At 40.1% G+C, this 16,194-nt stretch carries 16 protein-coding genes; all 16 read left to right on the top strand.

Features of this window, described 5'->3' with window-relative positions; genetic code table 11:
• The coding region (locus tag H6F92_RS07555; protein ID WP_190357390.1) for a Uma2 family endonuclease at positions 1-431 on the top strand (431 nt) is incomplete at its 5' end.
• A 287-nt stretch (positions 432-718) separates the two neighbouring features.
• Positions 719-1,759: an NAD-dependent epimerase/dehydratase family protein gene (locus tag H6F92_RS07560; RefSeq protein WP_190357391.1), complete on the top strand. Its 1,041-nt coding sequence runs from the start codon at positions 719-721 to the stop codon at positions 1,757-1,759.
• A gap of 290 nt (positions 1,760-2,049) precedes the next feature.
• Complete coding sequence (locus tag H6F92_RS07565; RefSeq protein WP_190357392.1) at positions 2,050-3,564, top strand: N-acetylneuraminate synthase family protein; 1,515 nt, start codon at positions 2,050-2,052, stop codon at positions 3,562-3,564.
• A 35-nt stretch (positions 3,565-3,599) separates the two neighbouring features.
• Positions 3,600-4,211, top strand: coding sequence for an HAD family hydrolase (locus H6F92_RS07570; protein ID WP_190357393.1), 612 nt, complete (start codon positions 3,600-3,602; stop codon positions 4,209-4,211).
• A complete protein-coding gene (locus tag H6F92_RS26745; RefSeq protein WP_190357394.1) occupies positions 4,208-6,013 on the top strand; it encodes a thiamine pyrophosphate-binding protein in 1,806 nt (601 codons plus the stop codon). Before H6F92_RS07570 ends, H6F92_RS26745 begins: the two co-directional genes overlap by 4 nt.
• 68 nt (positions 6,014-6,081) lie before the next feature.
• On the top strand, positions 6,082-7,299 hold the full coding sequence (locus H6F92_RS07580) for an FkbM family methyltransferase (RefSeq protein WP_190357395.1): 1,218 nt from the start codon (positions 6,082-6,084) through the stop codon (positions 7,297-7,299).
• A gap of 7 nt (positions 7,300-7,306) precedes the next feature.
• Positions 7,307-8,506 (top strand): class I SAM-dependent methyltransferase, encoded by a 1,200-nt coding sequence (locus H6F92_RS07585; protein WP_190357396.1) that lies wholly within the window; start codon positions 7,307-7,309, stop codon positions 8,504-8,506.
• A 195-nt stretch (positions 8,507-8,701) separates the two neighbouring features.
• Positions 8,702-8,923, top strand: coding sequence for a GtrA family protein (locus H6F92_RS07590; RefSeq protein ID WP_159297204.1), 222 nt, complete (start codon positions 8,702-8,704; stop codon positions 8,921-8,923).
• A 3-nt stretch (positions 8,924-8,926) separates the two neighbouring features.
• Entirely contained in the window at positions 8,927-9,079 is a 153-nt protein-coding gene (locus tag H6F92_RS07595) for a hypothetical protein (RefSeq protein WP_190357397.1), read from the top strand.
• Entirely contained in the window at positions 9,079-9,318 is a 240-nt protein-coding gene (locus H6F92_RS07600) for a hypothetical protein (RefSeq protein WP_242030045.1), read from the top strand. Before H6F92_RS07595 ends, H6F92_RS07600 begins: the two co-directional genes overlap by 1 nt.
• Complete coding sequence (locus tag H6F92_RS07605) at positions 9,315-9,575, top strand: type II toxin-antitoxin system RelE family toxin (RefSeq protein ID WP_190357399.1); 261 nt, start codon at positions 9,315-9,317, stop codon at positions 9,573-9,575. The genes H6F92_RS07600 and H6F92_RS07605 overlap by 4 nt, the downstream gene beginning before the upstream one ends.
• 232 nt (positions 9,576-9,807) lie before the next feature.
• Positions 9,808-10,074, top strand: a complete 267-nt coding sequence (locus tag H6F92_RS25820; RefSeq protein ID WP_242030047.1) for an SDR family NAD(P)-dependent oxidoreductase — start codon at positions 9,808-9,810, stop codon at positions 10,072-10,074.
• Between the two features lie 59 nt (positions 10,075-10,133).
• Positions 10,134-10,559, top strand: a complete 426-nt coding sequence (locus H6F92_RS07615) for a GtrA family protein (protein ID WP_190357400.1) — start codon at positions 10,134-10,136, stop codon at positions 10,557-10,559.
• Positions 10,556-11,488 carry a glycosyltransferase family 2 protein gene (locus H6F92_RS07620; RefSeq protein WP_185240375.1) on the top strand — a complete coding sequence of 311 codons (933 nt, stop codon included), beginning with the start codon at positions 10,556-10,558 and terminating at the stop codon, positions 11,486-11,488. Before H6F92_RS07615 ends, H6F92_RS07620 begins: the two co-directional genes overlap by 4 nt.
• Positions 11,489-11,833: 345 nt before the next feature.
• On the top strand, positions 11,834-12,103 hold the full coding sequence (locus tag H6F92_RS07625; RefSeq protein ID WP_072925969.1) for a YciI family protein: 270 nt from the start codon (positions 11,834-11,836) through the stop codon (positions 12,101-12,103).
• 139 nt (positions 12,104-12,242) lie between these two features.
• Positions 12,243-15,773, top strand: coding sequence for a chromosome segregation protein SMC (gene smc / locus H6F92_RS07630; RefSeq protein WP_190357401.1), 3,531 nt, complete (start codon positions 12,243-12,245; stop codon positions 15,771-15,773).
• The last annotated feature ends 421 nt before the right edge of the window (positions 15,774-16,194 follow it).

Consider the following 16,194-nt stretch of genomic DNA (forward strand, 5'->3'; position numbering starts at 1 on the left):
TTCCTACCATCGTCCTAGAGTTTATCTCGGAAACCGAAGGGGGTGAATATTCCATCAACCCTCACTATCCCTATGGAAAATGGTATTTTTACGAGCAAATCTTACAAGTACCTGTCTATGGAATATTTCAACCAAAAATAGGAGAATTAGATGTTTATCGATTAAATCAAGGAAGGTATGAACAACAAAAACCTGATGAAAACAATCGTTATTGGATAGCAGAGATTAACTTATTTTTGGGAGTCTGGCAGGGAAAAAAAGCTGAAGTGAAAGCCTATTGGTTACGTTGGTGGGATCTGTCGGGCAATCTGTTATTATGGGGGAGTGAACGAGTCGCACAAACTGAATATCAACTCAAACAGGAGCAAATGTTACGACAAAAATTAGCTAAAAAATTAAGAGAATTAGGCGTTGAACCAGAAACCTTGTAGCATACTTGTCAAATGCTGATAAAATCATAGAATGTATCTTCTGGATTGGGGTATTTCTAGGATTAACGGAGAAGATGTTAGAGTAGGTAAATTTGCATTGTTGGCATTTTTGGGAACATTTTTATTTTTTTGGATGTTTTTTACGATTAGACAATATAATGGACTTGTTTGTTATCTCTTTTTTGAGTTACCCTTTTCTTATCCCATTGGATAAAGTGAATGTAAAAATCTATTGCTTTTGATTTTTGTGTGGATTTGTCTTTTTCTATGAAATGGATTGGCTAAAGATGCAACCTAACCTAACAGATGACTTAAATCACATTCTAGCCCACACTAAAGACCTGTGGGAAGAACTGCGGGGACAGCGGATATTTATTACCGGAGGTACAGGCTTTTTTGGCTGTTGGTTATTAGAAAGTTTTATCTGGGTCAATGATCAGCTAGACTTAAAAGCATCGGCAGTGGTTTTAACCAGAAATCCTGATAGTTTTAGGCGAAAAGCTCCTCATTTAGCCAATCATCCCGCTATTCAATTCCATAGCGGTGATGTTAGGTCATTTCAGTTTCCTGAAGGTGAGTTTTCTTATATTATTCATGGTGCCACTGAAGCGAGTGCCAAGCTTAATCAAGAAGATCCCTTACTAATGTTTGATACGATTATTGAGGGAACAAGGCATACTTTAGAATTTGCTAAATTTTGTCAGGCTAAAAAGTTCTTATTAACCAGTTCCGGTGCCGTTTATGGCAAACAACCCCCTGAGATAACCCATGTTTCTGAAGACTATTTAGGCTCTCCTGATTTAACTAATCCGGGTTATGCTTATGCAGAAGGAAAACGGGCAGCAGAAATGCTCTGTACCCTCTATGCTAAACAACAGGGATTAGAAACGAAAATTGCTCGCTGCTTTGCCTTTGTCGGTCCCTATTTGCCACTGGATGTCCATTTTGCTATTGGTAATTTCATTCGAGATGGTATGATAGGGGGGCCGATTCTCATCCAGGGGGATGGTACTCCTTATCGTTCTTACCTCTACGCGGCAGATTTGGCGATTTGGCTGTGGACAATTTTGTTTAAGGGAAAATCATGCTACCCTTACAATGTCGGTTCGGATGAGGATTTGACTATCGCTGAACTAGCGGAAGTTGTTGCTAGTACATTTGCATCAAAAGTTGAGGTAGTTATAGCTAAAGAACCTATCCCGGGTAAACCTGTTGAACGTTATGTACCCTCAGTAAAACGAGCGTTTTCTGAGTTACAACTTAAACCCTTGATTCCCTTGAGAGACTCAATTATCCGAACGGCTAGTTATAATTCATCAAAATTTTAGAAGTTAAGAAGGAGTTGAAACTTATGGAAAACCTTAAATAATAGGAGATTGGAAGAGTAACGAGAAAAAAGAAAAGTTATTGACAAAAATTCAAGGATCGTGTACAATGCAGGGGAGCATCTCACCTTTGTAACCCCTAAATCAGGTTTTTATGTCAAGCTATTTTGAAAGCCTTGCTAGAAACCAGTTTTAGGGATAAGTATAATTACTCACTTGCATAAATGAGATGCTCCCCAATGCAGGGAAATTCAGGGATTGTGTATAAACGAGATAAAATCAGAGGTACCAAGATGAACAACCGATTTAACTCTAAGCCAATGTTTGTTTTTGAACTGGCAAACAATCACTCTGGTGATGTTGAACATGGGCTAACCATTATCAAAAAAATTCATCACGTCATTCAAAAATTTAGAGACAATTTTGATTTTGGTTTTAAACTACAATATCGGCATTTAGATACATTTATTCATCCAGACTTCAAAGATAGACATGATTTAAAATATGTCAAGCGATTTCTAGATACACGCCTCGATGCAGAACAGTTTAAAAGATTAAAAGATGAAATGAAAGCTCTGGATTTCATTTCCCTTTGTACTCCTTTTGATGAAAAATCGGTTACTCTGGTTGAAGAGCATGATTTTGATATTATAAAAATTGCCAGCTGTTCGTTCACAGATTGGCCTTTACTGGAAAGAATTGCTAAGTCCAATAAGCCTATTATTGCTTCGACTGCCGGAGTCTCACTAGAGGATATAGATAAGGTAGTGAGCTTCTTTGAACACCGGGGTAAGCAACTTTCTTTGATGCACTGTGTAGCTGAATATCCGACAGCGAATAGTAACCTTCAATTAAATCAAATAGACTTGTTGAAGTTACGGTATCCAAAGATAACAATAGGATTTTCAACTCACGAAAACCCTGGAAATTTTGAGCCAGTTAAGCTGGCTATAGCCAAAGGAGCAACTATTTTTGAAAAGCACGTTGGGGTACCCACAGAATCAATTAAATTAAACGACTACTCTGCGACTCCAGAACAGGTTGAGAAATGGTTAGAGTCAGCTTTAGAAGCTTTTGAAATGTGTGGAGTAATCGATCAGAGATTAGAGTTTACGGAGCAAGAAAAAGCGAGCCTACTGTCTTTACGCCGAGGTGTTTTCGCAAAACGGAAGATACATAAAGGTGAAAAAATAGACATATCTGACATATTTTTAGCTATACCTACTATCCCCGACCAAGTAACAGCTAACGATCTGTCAAAATACACTATTTTCCATGCGGCTGCGGAAATAAATGCCAACCAACCGATACTTTTTGAGAACATAAATCGAGCAGAGATCCGAGAAAAAGTTTACGGTGTTATGGAAAAAATCAAGCTTATCTTAAAAGAGAGCAAAGTAGTAGTACCCCACCAGCTAGACTTTGAAATCTCTCATCACTATGGTATCGATAAATTTGATGAATTTGGGGCAACAATTATCAATTATCTCAATCGAGAATATTGCAAAAAGTTGATTGTAATCCTCCCAGAACAAGTACATCCAGAACAGTATCATAAACAAAAAGAGGAGACATTTATCGTTCTGTATGGCGATGTCCAGATAACCCTTGATGGAGTCGAAAAAGAAGGTAAACCGGGAGACATTATCACTGTCGAAAGGGGAATCAAACATAGCTTTACAAGTCAGAAAGGAGCCGTAATTGAAGAGATATCCTCAACTCACTTCCGAGATGATTCCTATTACACCGATCCAGCTATTATTAACAATACCAATCGCAAAACTTTGTTAACTTACTGGGTGGATTAGCTAAAGATGTGCTGTTATCCAAGGATGCCAACAAAATGTCAAAAGTGATGCCAACAATTGTCTGGGATGTTGATGATGTCCTTAATACTCTGATGAAGTCATGGTTTGAGGAGTGCTGGTTAACATTACATCCTGAATGCTTGCTGCGGTACGAGGATCTCGTGGAAAATCCCCCCCATCGACTTTTAGGAGTTAATCTGGGTGAGTATTTATCCTCTCTGGACAAGTTTCGTCTGTCCGGTGGTTTCCAACAGTTAAAACCTGTGGGCGAAACTCTCGAATGGTTTGACAAATTTGGTGGCAGTTTTAGACACATGGCCCTGACAGCAACGCCAATGGTTGCCGCACCTATTTCAGCCGCTTGGGTGATGCGCCACTTTGGTCAGTGGATTCGTTGTTTCAGCTTTGTTCCCTCCAAGCGAGAAGGAGAATGTACCCCCCAATATGACAATACCAAAGGGGAGTTTCTATCTTGGTGGAATAAGGCGGATATTCTCATGGATGATAACCTAGCTAATTTTGAAGCCGCTAAGTCAGTGGGAATACAATCCATACTCATGCCCCAGCCTTGGAATAACAGCAAGCTAACCATAGCAGAGAGCTTAGAATTATTGGTAAGTTTAACGCAAGGAGCCGAATCAGCGTGATTAAATTATCAGATTACGTCATGAAATTTGTTGCCAATTTGGGAGTAAAGCATATCTTTTTACTGCCTGGTGGCGGCTGTATGCACTTAGTAGATTCCTTAGGTACTTGCCCCGATTTAGACTATATCTGTAATTTACACGAGCAAGCTTGTGCGATCGCAGTTGAAGCCTATGGACAATATACCAATAATCTCGGTGTCGCTTTAGTGACCACAGGTCCAGGAGGCACGAATACGCTCACTGGAGTAGCTGGTGCTTGGCTAGATTCTACCCCCTGCCTGTTTTTATCTGGTCAAGTGAAGCGGGCTGACATTAAGGGCGATCGAGGCGTGCGCCAAATGGGGTTTCAGGAGATAGATATAGTAGAAATGGTAAAATCCATTACTAAGTATGCAGCAATTGTGACCGATCCCCAAACCATCCGCTATCACCTAGAAAAAGCGGTTTACTTAGCTAAAAATGGCAGACCAGGACCAGTTTGGATTGATATTCCCTTGGATGTTCAAGCCGCCCAAATAGAGGAAACTGACTTAGTTGGCTTTGATGAGCAGGAAGTTGAAAAGCCAGTTGATCGCAGATTACTACAACAACAGGTGAGCGAGACGATTAGGCTATTCAATCAATCTGAAAGACCCGCAATTCTGGTTGGGAATGGGGTTAGACTGGCTGGGGCAATTGAGGAATTTTTCAAGCTAGGCGAACTGCTCCAGATTCCCGTGCTGACAACCTGGAAAGCAATTGATTTCCTCCCCGAATCTCACTGGCTTTATACCGGGCGGCCGGGAGCGATTGGTCAACGAGGTGCCAATTTTACCCAGCAAAACTCAGACTGGTTTCTGAGCCTGGGCGCACGTCTGGATTTTGGGCAGACAGCTTATGCACATGAAAATTTTGCTCGTGGTGCTAAAAAGATTATCGTTGATATCGATCCTAGCGAAATTGGCAAAATGAAAATGCCCATTGATGTGCCTGTCTGTGCTGATGCAGGAGACTTTATGCGAGAATTTCTGCAACAAAGTGACAAAATTATCCTTCAAGATCGCAGTAGCTGGCTGAATCGCTGTAAAGGTTGGCAAGCTAAATATCCTGTAGTCATAGAAGAATATTGGCATGAGCCAGATGGGGTTAACAATTATGTCCTAATTGATGTACTATCAGAGGAGATGTCTGAGGAGGATCTGTTAGTTCCTGGTAGTTCGGGAGCCTGTAGCGAAGTTACCATGCAAGCCTTTAGAGTTAAGTCGGGAATGCGGATCTTCAACACGGAAGGACTAGGATCGATGGGTTTTGGTATTGCTGCGGCGATCGGAGGATGTGTGGCGAGTGGCGGCAAGCGCACCGTTTGCATTGATGGGGATGGAGGATTTGTGATGAATATTCAGGAACTTGAAACTGTGAAACGGTTGAATCTACCGATCAAGTTTTTTGTGCTGAATAATAACGGTTATGCTTCCATCAGAAACACTCAGAATAATTATTTTCAAAGGCGTTTAGTGGCCAGCGATCCGAGCAGTGGATTGACACTTCCCGATCCGTTAAAAGTGGCTGAAGCTTTTGGCATTGCTACGGCTAAAATTGTCAATCACTCCAACATTAGACAGCAAGTGCGAGATGTGTTAGAGTTAGACGGGGCGGTTGTTTGTGAGGTGATCGTATCACCGAACCAGTTTACCGCACCAAGGGTTACTTCAATGCAGCGAGCAGACGGCACTATGGTTTCTAAACCTCTAGAAGATATGTGGCCGTTTTTGGATCGAGAGGAGTTCTTAGCTAATATGATAGTTTCACCATTAAAGGAATAATCTTAAGAGAACTGACTAAATTTTTTCCGAACACAACTAAAAAATTAAATAGCAGGATTCATAAACTAATGAAACAGGCATCGAATTTTAGCACTGAACGATCTCTATCCGAAGAACTCGAGTTATTGTTGAGCGAAGACCTCGATTCAGTTATCAAACGGGAAAGAGAGGCATTTGATGAATTAGCTGCTCCTTTTGAAAAATCGATTGTTTTATTTGGCTCTGGGCAATTAGGAAGAAAAGCATTAAAAGGATTACGAGAAATAGGCATCGAACCCTTAGCATTTTCTGATAATAACTCGAAGCTATGGAATCAGTCTATTGACGGTCTAACTGTATTATCTCCTGAAGATGCGGCTCAAAAATTTGGTAATAAAGCTGTTTTTGTCGTCACAATTTGGGGAGCTTGTAGTACCCATAGACTCAGACATACACAAGAGCAACTACAACGATTGAACTGCTTAAAAGTGGTTTCCTGTGCTTTTTTATTTTGGAAATATCCAGAAATCTTTTTACCTCATTACTGCTTAGACTTACCTCACAAGGTCTATCAACAAGCTGAAGATATCAAAAAAGCTTTTTCTATTTGGGCAGATCAACAATCTTGCCGCGAATATGTAGATCAGCTTCGCTGGCGAATACTGCTAGATTTTGATGGTTTATCGTCTCCAGTTTCTCAGGAGCAATATTTTCCTCAAGACATTTTTACGGTGTCTTCTACGGATATTTTTGTGGACTGTGGTGCTTATGATGGAGATACCATTAGATGTTTTTTAAAATATCAAAACTCATTTTCAGGTAAAATTATCGCACTGGAACCCGATCCCAAGAATTTTGAAGAATTACAAAAATACATTGCTACATTACCCACTTCTCTACAAGATAGGATAACTGTATTCCCTTTGGCCGCTACTTCGCAAAGAAAAAAAATTCGCTTTGCTGCTACAGGTACTGTATCGTCAGTTATCACTGATACTGGTATGTTAGAGATAGCTGGTGTTCCCTTAGATGAATTACTTGACAATACTGCGCCAACGTTTATTAAGATGGATATTGAAGGAGCAGAATTAGATGCTTTATTAGGCACTCAAAAAGTGATTCAAAACTCCTTGCCAGTTTTGACAATTTGCCTTTATCATTGCCAAGATCACTTATGGAAGATTCCCTTGCTCATACAGTCTCTCAGCAGTCAATATCGTCTCTTCTTAAGATCTCATGGAGAGGAATGCTGGGATTTGAATTGTTACGCTGTTCCTGTTAGTCGTTTAAACCCAGAGTTTCAGTAAGGTATCTATGCTCCAAGAATCTAACCGTCAATGTCCGGTCTGTAATAGTAATGATAAAAAGTTGCTTTTTCGGCAAAAATTTTCAACTTTGTCTGATGGTAGTTTGTTGACAGGGTATGATGTTATGGTATGTCAAGATTGTGGCTTCGCATTTGCTGATAACGTTCCTGAACAATCGGTATTTGACACCTACTATCAGAATATGTCAAAGTATGAATACCAAGATAGTGGGGGAAAAGAATCAGAATTCGATCTGATGCGTTTTGAGATTTATGTAAACACAATTAAACCACATCTTCCCTCAAAAAAAGCATCAATACTCGATGTAGGTTGTGCTACTGGTCGTCTTTTATCTTTGTTTAAAGAAAGTGGGTATGAAAATGTCAAGGGTTTAGATCCTTCGCCTGTATGTTCTGAAGTAGCGGCAAAATTGTATGGAATTTTTGTGCAAACGGGTAACCTTTGGGATCTAGAAACTTACCAGGATACTTTTGATTGTATTATATTAAGCGGTGTCCTCGAACATATTCGAGATTTGAATAGGACATTGTCCAAACTGGCTAGTATGCTATCTGTTGATGGACTGGTTTTCATAGATGTTCCCGATGCTAGTAGGTTTTCACGCTATACTGACGCTCCATTTCAACAATTTAGTATGGAACACATTAACTACTTTTCACCAGTTTCTCTATCTAATTTAATGAAATCTTTTGGTTTTTTTGAGGTGTTTTCAGTACAAAAAACTTATCCTCAAAGTTCTAATACACAATCTACATCTGCTATAGGTATTTATAAGAAAATAAAAAGTATAGATACTGATTTTCTTTCTCTGGTTAGAGATGTAGTCACAGAAATTGATCTATTTAAGTATATTAATCAATGTCAGAAAATCGAAGATCGTATTCACCAAATTATTAATGAGATAGTTGAGCGAGGACAGCCTATTATTGTTTGGGGAACAGGTACTCATACATTGAGATTGATGGAAACAAGTCGATTGCCGCAGGCAAAAATCTCGGCTTTTGTTGACTCTAATCATCGATATCAAGGTAAAAAGCTATTTGATATTCCTATTATATCACCGGCTGAACTAGGAAATAAACAGGAACCTATTCTGATTTCGTCCCGTGTTTTCCAAAATGAAATTGTTCAACAAATCCGAGATACGCTGAAATGTACTAATCAACTATTTTTACTTTATGAATGATAGAAAAATGTAAAGCTACGAGCTTTCTTTCCCACCTGTGAATCGGAAAATAGTGCTTAATCTCACCCTACAAAATCTGATGATTGATGGAAGATTTACCTGTAAGTAAAACTAAACAATTATTCTGGATTCTTGCCCCTTTACATGATAGCTAAATAAATCAATCTAAAATAGCGGAGGATAGAAATTTATCAAATGTACCTCATTAAGAATAATAGATTTGTTAAACTTCTCAAAAAACACAGGTTTGTCAGATTTTTGTTGGTGGGTGTGCTGAATACCATTTTTGGATATTCCCTCTTTGCTGTACTAATCCTCATCGGTCTAAATTATAAATATGCTGTTTTAATTGGTACCATTCTGGGAGTTTTATTTAACTTTCAAACCACGGGAAGACTGGTTTTTGGGTTGAGTTAATCCATGACAAATACCACAAATTATCAAGCACTGATTACAGGAGGTTCTCGCGGCATTGGAGCAGCTATAGCCTCAGCACTAGAGAGTCAGGTAATTCAGATTATCGCCCCTAAACGCTCAAAAAAAGTAAAAACTGGAGAACAAACAGCATGGTAATGGTTAGAATGCAAGTCTCCTTAGAGTCTTTAATCGAGGCAATTGCCACCCTTGATTTAGGAGTGAAACGAAAACTTATGGAAATTATAGAAGATCAGATTTTTGAATCAGAAGAAGAGTCCATGGAAAATGATCCAGAGGTGTTAGCTGAAGTAGAGGAAGCACGAAAGGCTTATCAGATAGGCGACTATCAAACTATTCAAGAATATATCACTAATCAATCTGAACAAGCTTCATGAATTACGAAGTCATCATCCCTAAACCTGTGCAGAAGCAGTTGAAAAGCTTTCCAGATGATGTGCAAACTCGCCTGAACGAAAAAATCCTTCTACTGACTGACGAACCCCGTCCTTCGGGAGTTAAAAAGTTGAAAGGCTATGCCAATGAATATCGTCCTAGGGTAGGTGATTATCGAGTGCGTTATGAAATTGATGATCAAGGCTCGGTTGTCATCATTCTGAGTTGTAGGCATCGAAAAGATGCTTACAAAGGATGACTCACTATGAGAATTTATTTTATGACAAATTTAACAAACCATAAAGCTCTAATTACAGGAGCTTCTCGCAGAATTGGAGTAGCTATAGCTTCATTTCTAGAGAATCAAGGGACTGAGATTATCGCCCCCATGCAATTAATCAAAGGGGTTTCTCCAGCCATGAAAACCGCAGGCTGGGGTAGAATTTTTAACATCAGTTCTATTTTCAGTCTATTCTGTCACCAAAGCCGGACTGAACGCCCTAACCCGCAGTGCTGCTCTAGAATTCGCCACCTATGGTATTCTAGTTAATGCAGTCTGTCTAGGTTATGTGGGGACGGAGCTAACTTTTGCTAACAACTCACCTGAGCAGTTGGCGGGAATTGCTTCTTCCATTCCCCTCCAGCGCCTAGCCCAACCTGATGAAATCGCCAAATTAGTTGTTTTTCTGTGTTCGCAAGACAATACCTACCTCACCGGACAAAGTATAATTATTGATGGAGGATTTACCTGTAAATAAAATCAAGGTTGTCATAACATATAAAAAATCGCAACTGTCTATTGGAGATAAATCGTAAAATGTATCTTCTTAAAAAGAATAAATTTGTCGCCATTGTCAAGAAACACAGATTTGTCCGTTTCTTGCTGGTTGGTGCAATAAATACCCTGTTTGGTTATTTTTCCTTTGCCACTCTCATTCTTATTGGGCTGGATTACAAGTTAGCTGCTTTGCTGGCTACCATTCTGGGAGTCTTATTTAACTTTCAAACCACGGGAAGACTGGTTTTTGGTAGCAAAAACAACAAATTGATTTTTCGTTTTGTCTTAGTTTATGTGGTGACTTTCTTGTTGAATGTCGAGGTGCTGAGAATTGTTGATGCTATTGATATTGGCATCGAGCAAAAAACTAAAATGTTAATCGCTGGTGCTATCTTACTGTTACCGATGGCCGTTATCTCTTTTATTTTAATGAAACTATTTGTTTTTAGAGAAGGCTCACAATGAAAAAAATTACTGTAATGACCCCTTGTTATAATGAAGAAGGAAATATTGAAGACCTTTACCTGCGGGTTAAAGAAGTCTTTAATCAGTTACCTAACTATGAGTATGAACATATTTTTATCGATAACGCTTCCCAAGATAAAACTGTAGATGAATTAAAAAAAATTGCTCAAAAAGACCCCAGGATAAAAGTTATCGTTAATGCTAGAAATTTCGGTCCAGTTCGTTCCAGTTACCATGGTATTCTTCAGTGTTACGGAGACGCGGTTATTCCTATTGTAGCAGATCTGCAAGATCCTCCGGGATTAATCCTAGAATTTGTCAAGAAGTGGGAAGAAGGCTACAAAGTTGTTAAAGCGGTTAAAGCTCCGATGAAAGAAGGAGCTTTTTTCTATTTTGCTAGACAAATTTTTTATTCTTTAATGGACAATCTTTCAGATATAAAAATTACTAGAAATTTTACAGGTTTCGGGTTATATGATCGCAAGGTTATTGATGTTCTACGGGAGATTAACGATCCCTATCCCTATTTTAGGGGACTCATTGAAGAGTTGGGTTTTGAAAGTTTCTCTTTTGAGTATCAACAACAACGGCGAAAACGGGGTATAAGTAGTTACAACTTCTATCGATACTATAGCGATGCGATGTTGGGTATTACCAGTCACTCCCAAGTACCCCTCAGACTGGCCACCATGTTAGGCTTTACTTTGTCCCTCTTGAGTCTGGTAGTGGCGTTAGGTTATTTAATCGCCAAATTATTGTTCTGGGATTATTTTCCTTTAGGAACCGCACCAATCATGATCGGACTATTTTTACTCGCTTCTGTGCAACTATTTTTCATCGGTATTATTGGCGAATATATTGGGTTAATGCACATGAGAATTTTAAAAAGGCCTTTAGTTGTCGAACGAGAACGGATTAACTTTGAGTGAGTGACTGTATTTGTTATACTAACTTAATCTTGGAGGACAAATGGTAATGGTTAGGCGTTGGGTTTCATGCTTCAACCCAACCTACTTTCATCTTATATTTAATTCCACCCACCTACTTAAATACAATAGAAAACCTATCTGGATTAGCTAATCTATATATAGCGTTTTTCAGTCTAATGAGGTATAGTAAATCCATCGATAGATAGGCGTTTCAGCGTTTCAATCGGGACTCACCGCTATAGTAAAATGTAGATTCTGTGTACCCCCCCACTTTTCTATACCGATTTAGTCTGATTGACGATTCGATCGTAAAATAGCAACAGATCAAGAGAGTACAGGTCAAATATGCCGAAATTTGTTGTCTGGGGTAGTTATTGTGAAAATGTGCTGGAAAAACGCGCTCCCTATCGTCAAGCGCATCTAGAGGGATTAAATCAACAGAAAGAACGGGGAATTCTCATTACTATCGGACCAACGGCAGATTTAAGCCAAGTTTTCGCAATTTATCAGGCAGTCAGCGAGTCAGAAGTGCGAGAATTAATCGAAGCGGATCCCTATTGGCAAAATGGTATCTGGACAGAATACCAAGTCAAAGAATGGATTCAAGCTATCTAAGGGGGCTATCAGCTATATTTTTCTATAAGGGTGTTGTCATCTCCGGTCAAGTCTGAGGATATTTTCAAGGATAAACCGAAGTTATCCCTTATAGATTAAAGCTGACAGCTGATAGCTTGCCTACTTTTTGCTTATCGCCATGGTTTACATCAAAAAGGTCGAACTCTCACACTTCAAATCCTTCGGGGGAACGACTCCCATCCCCTTTTTACCGGGGTTTACGGTGGTTTCTGGTCCAAATGGTTCGGGAAAGTCGAATATCCTCGACGCATTGCTATTTTGCTTGGGATTAGCTACTTCCAAGGGAATGCGGGCCGAAAGATTACCGGATTTAGTCAATCACAGCTATAACAGTCAACGTCATAGTGCGGAAGCGAGTGTTTCGGTGACTTTTGATGTTACCGATATTCCCGAGGCAACCGACAGGGATTGGACGGTTTCCCGACGCTTAAAAGTGGCTAAGGGTGGCAGCTATACTTCTACCTACTATATCAATGGGGAAACCTGTACGGTTAGCGAACTTCACGACCAGTTAAACCGTTTACGCATCTATCCCGAAGGGTACAACGTGGTGTTACAGGGGGACGTAACCCGAATTATCAGCATGAATGCTAAGGAAAGACGGGAAATTATCGACGAATTGGCAGGAGTAGCCGAATTTGACCGCAAAATTGAGAAAACTAAGGAGAATATCGATTCGGTTAAAGAAAGGGAAGAACGCTGCCAAATAATTGCCACAGAATTGCAAAAATCTCTGGAGAAATTAGCACTCGATCGCATTAAAGCTGAAAAATACCAAAAACTCAAGGCCCAAGTCCAAGAAAAACAACAATGGGAAATTGTCCTCCATTGGCAAAATCTCCAGCAGCGCTGCCAGCAAGTACAAGGACAAATTCAAGCTGGGGAAAGGGAAAAACAGGTTTTAACCGAGACTATCGCCAATTTATCCGAACAAATCGCCCAAAATAGTCAAGAATTAGAGAAACTCAATCAACAGGTCAAAGCTTTTGGGGAAGATGAACACCTGTCCCTAACTTCCCGATTAGCGAGTCAACAGGCCAAACGACAACAACAGCAACAACGACAAAAAGAGTTAGAAAACCTCGAAAAAGAATCTCAGGCACAGAAAACCAGACTTTTAGAGGAAATTAATCGCTATAATCGCGAATTAAACCAGATTACTGCCCAAAAAAGCCGTTTAGAAACTGAAATTTTACCCAATCTCCTACGGACAACCCAAACCGCAAGGGAAACCCTAGAAAACCATCGTCTGCAAGCAAGTAGTCTCGCGGAAGCGTCAGAAGCTTGGGTAAAAGAACAAAGTGACCTTTCCCGCAATATTACCCGTCTTCAGGAACAATTAAACCCCTACCGTAGCCAACGGGCCCAATTGACCGAAAGATGCGATCGATTGCAAACTAATATAGTAGAAGCTGGTCAACGTCTGCAAGAATTAGAGCAAGTTATTAGCACAAAAACAGAAGAAAGTCAAGAAATATTACAAAAAATTAATCAATCGGAACCAGATATCCAAAATTTAGCCCAAAAACTCACCATTGCCGAACAAAATCGCGTTATCAGTCAGGACACCCAAAAACGTCTGCTAAAAGAACAACGGGACAAACAGAGGGAATTAGATAAACTGGAAGCGACCAAGCAAGCGCAACAGGAGGCCCAGGGAACCTATGCCACTCAAATATTATTACAGTCAGATTTGCCCGGAATCTGCGGATTAGTGGCACAATTAGGCGAAGTAGAGGAACGTTATCAAATTGCTCTTGAAATCGCCGCCGGAGGTCGTTTAGGTCATGTAGTCGTCCAAGACGATAGCGTTGCGGCTGCCGGAATTGCCTTGCTAAAACAGCGTCGCATCGGTAGGGCCACTTTTTTACCCCTGAATAAAATTCGTCCTCCCCGTCCCCAGGATATTTCCTCTCTGCGTCACGCGCGGGGTTATCTGGATTTAGCGGTGAATTTAGTTAAGTTTCAATCCCAGTATCGTGAGGTTTTTAACTATATTTTTGGCAGTACCGTGGTTTTCGAGGATATAGATTCTGCCCGTTATTATATCAATCAATATCGCATCGTTACTTTGGATGGCGAGTTATTAGAGATGACTGGCGCTATGACCGGAGGCAGCCAACCGACGCGATCGGGGCTGCGTTTTGGTAAAATTTCTCCTAAGGAGTCTAGTGAAGCGGAATCTCTACGGGAAAGATTAGCAGAAATCGATCGCATTCTTACCCGCAACGAGGAAAAAATCACCCAAGTTAATCATCTTATCAGTCAGTTAACCCAACAGTTAACCGAAACCCGTCAAAGTCATCGGGAAAATCAATTATCTCTACAACAATTAAGCAAGGATTTACAACGTTTAACCACAGAAAAAGAGGATTTAACCCGTCAATTATCGGGACAGCAAGAGGAAATTAGTATTTCTAGTCAACGGTTAGAGGTATTAACTAGAGAAATTCCTGAGTTAGAGTTATCTTTACAGCAAGAACAGGAGAAATTAACTGCTTTAGAGGCCAATCATACCCATAGCGAATGGCAACAGGTACAGGGAATAATTCGCAGTCAAGAATTAGAGTTACAAACCCAAGAAAATCACCTCGCTACAGTCCGCGAACAGTTAAAAGATTTACAAAGTCAACAGATCAGACTAGAGGAAAAAAGTCAAGAGTCTGCGGATAGAATTATTGAGATTGAGAAAATAATTACCGATGCAGTTAATCAGAGAAATATCGGTAATCTGGAGATAGAAAAACTTGATCACCATATTTTAGAAATCAATCAAGCTTTACAGCAATTATCCCGACAACTAGGGGAAACCAAGCAAAAAAGAGACCAATTAGAGACAGTTTTGCGACAACAACAAAACCAACAACAACAGGCTATCTGGCAATCGGAAAAGTTAGTCAACAATCAAGAGGAAAGACAAGCATTACTAACCACTTTACAGACAGAAATTAGTCAACTAGAAAGCGACTTACCCAATCCCTTGCCCGAAATTCCTGAAAGCGAACGAGATTTCGAGAAAATTCAAAGCGATATTCGGCAGTTACAAAAGAAATTAGCAGCTTTAGAACCTGTGAATATGTTAGCTTTAGAAGAACACCAAAAAACTAAAGAGAGATTAGATGAACTATCAGAAAAACTGCAAACTCTAGAAGGAGAAAGAACCGAACTACTTTTACGGATAGAAAACTTTACCACCCTCAGATTTAATGCTTTTCAGGAAGCATTTACTGCCGTTAACGAAAACTTTAAGAATATATTTGCCACCCTGTCCGATGGTGATGGTTACTTACAACTAGAAGACGAAAATGACCCCTTTAATGGTGGCTTAAATCTGGTGGCACATCCCAAAGGAAAACCAGTACAGCGATTAAGTTCCATGTCTGGAGGTGAAAAATCTTTAACCGCTTTAAGCTTTATTTTTTCCCTACAAAGATATCGTCCTTCTCCCTTTTATGCGTTTGATGAAGTGGATATGTTTTTAGATGGGGCCAATGTAGAGAAATTGGCCAAAATGATTCAAAAACAAGCACAACAAGCGCAATTTATTGTCGTTAGTTTGCGTCGGCCGATGATTGAAGCATCGGAAAGAACCATCGGTGTCACCCAAGCGCGGGGAACCCATACACAGGTACTAGGAATTAAAGTTTAACCTAAGATGCAAGTGGGGTGTGGGGTGTGGGGTGTAGGGTGTAGGGTGTAGGGTGTGGGGTGTGGGGTGTGGGGAGAATAAATAAAAAAGTCTCCTATCTCCTATCTCCTGACTTGAAAATAGAAGCTGAAATAACGCAAATTAGTCAATCATACGGTCATCCGTTCAGTATAGGCTACATATCAGCAGAGACACTCCTGCAAGGGGAGTGACTCTCAAATTATTACAGATGCGTCAGCGGCTGCGTGTAAGCATCCCACCGAAAAACTAATGCGCGGGGGGTTTGGGGGCGGCGCCACGCCCCCAACGGGGGGTTTGGGGGGTAGAACCCCCCAAAAGCTTGGATTGAGCGATAAAATCCGAAGTAATACTAAACCCCTTGAGTAACGCACAGAAAGCTTTTCAGTGATCAGTAAACAGT

It is taken from the genome of Microcystis wesenbergii FACHB-1317, assembly GCF_014696875.1.
Classification (GTDB): domain Bacteria; phylum Cyanobacteriota; class Cyanobacteriia; order Cyanobacteriales; family Microcystaceae; genus Microcystis; species Microcystis wesenbergii_A.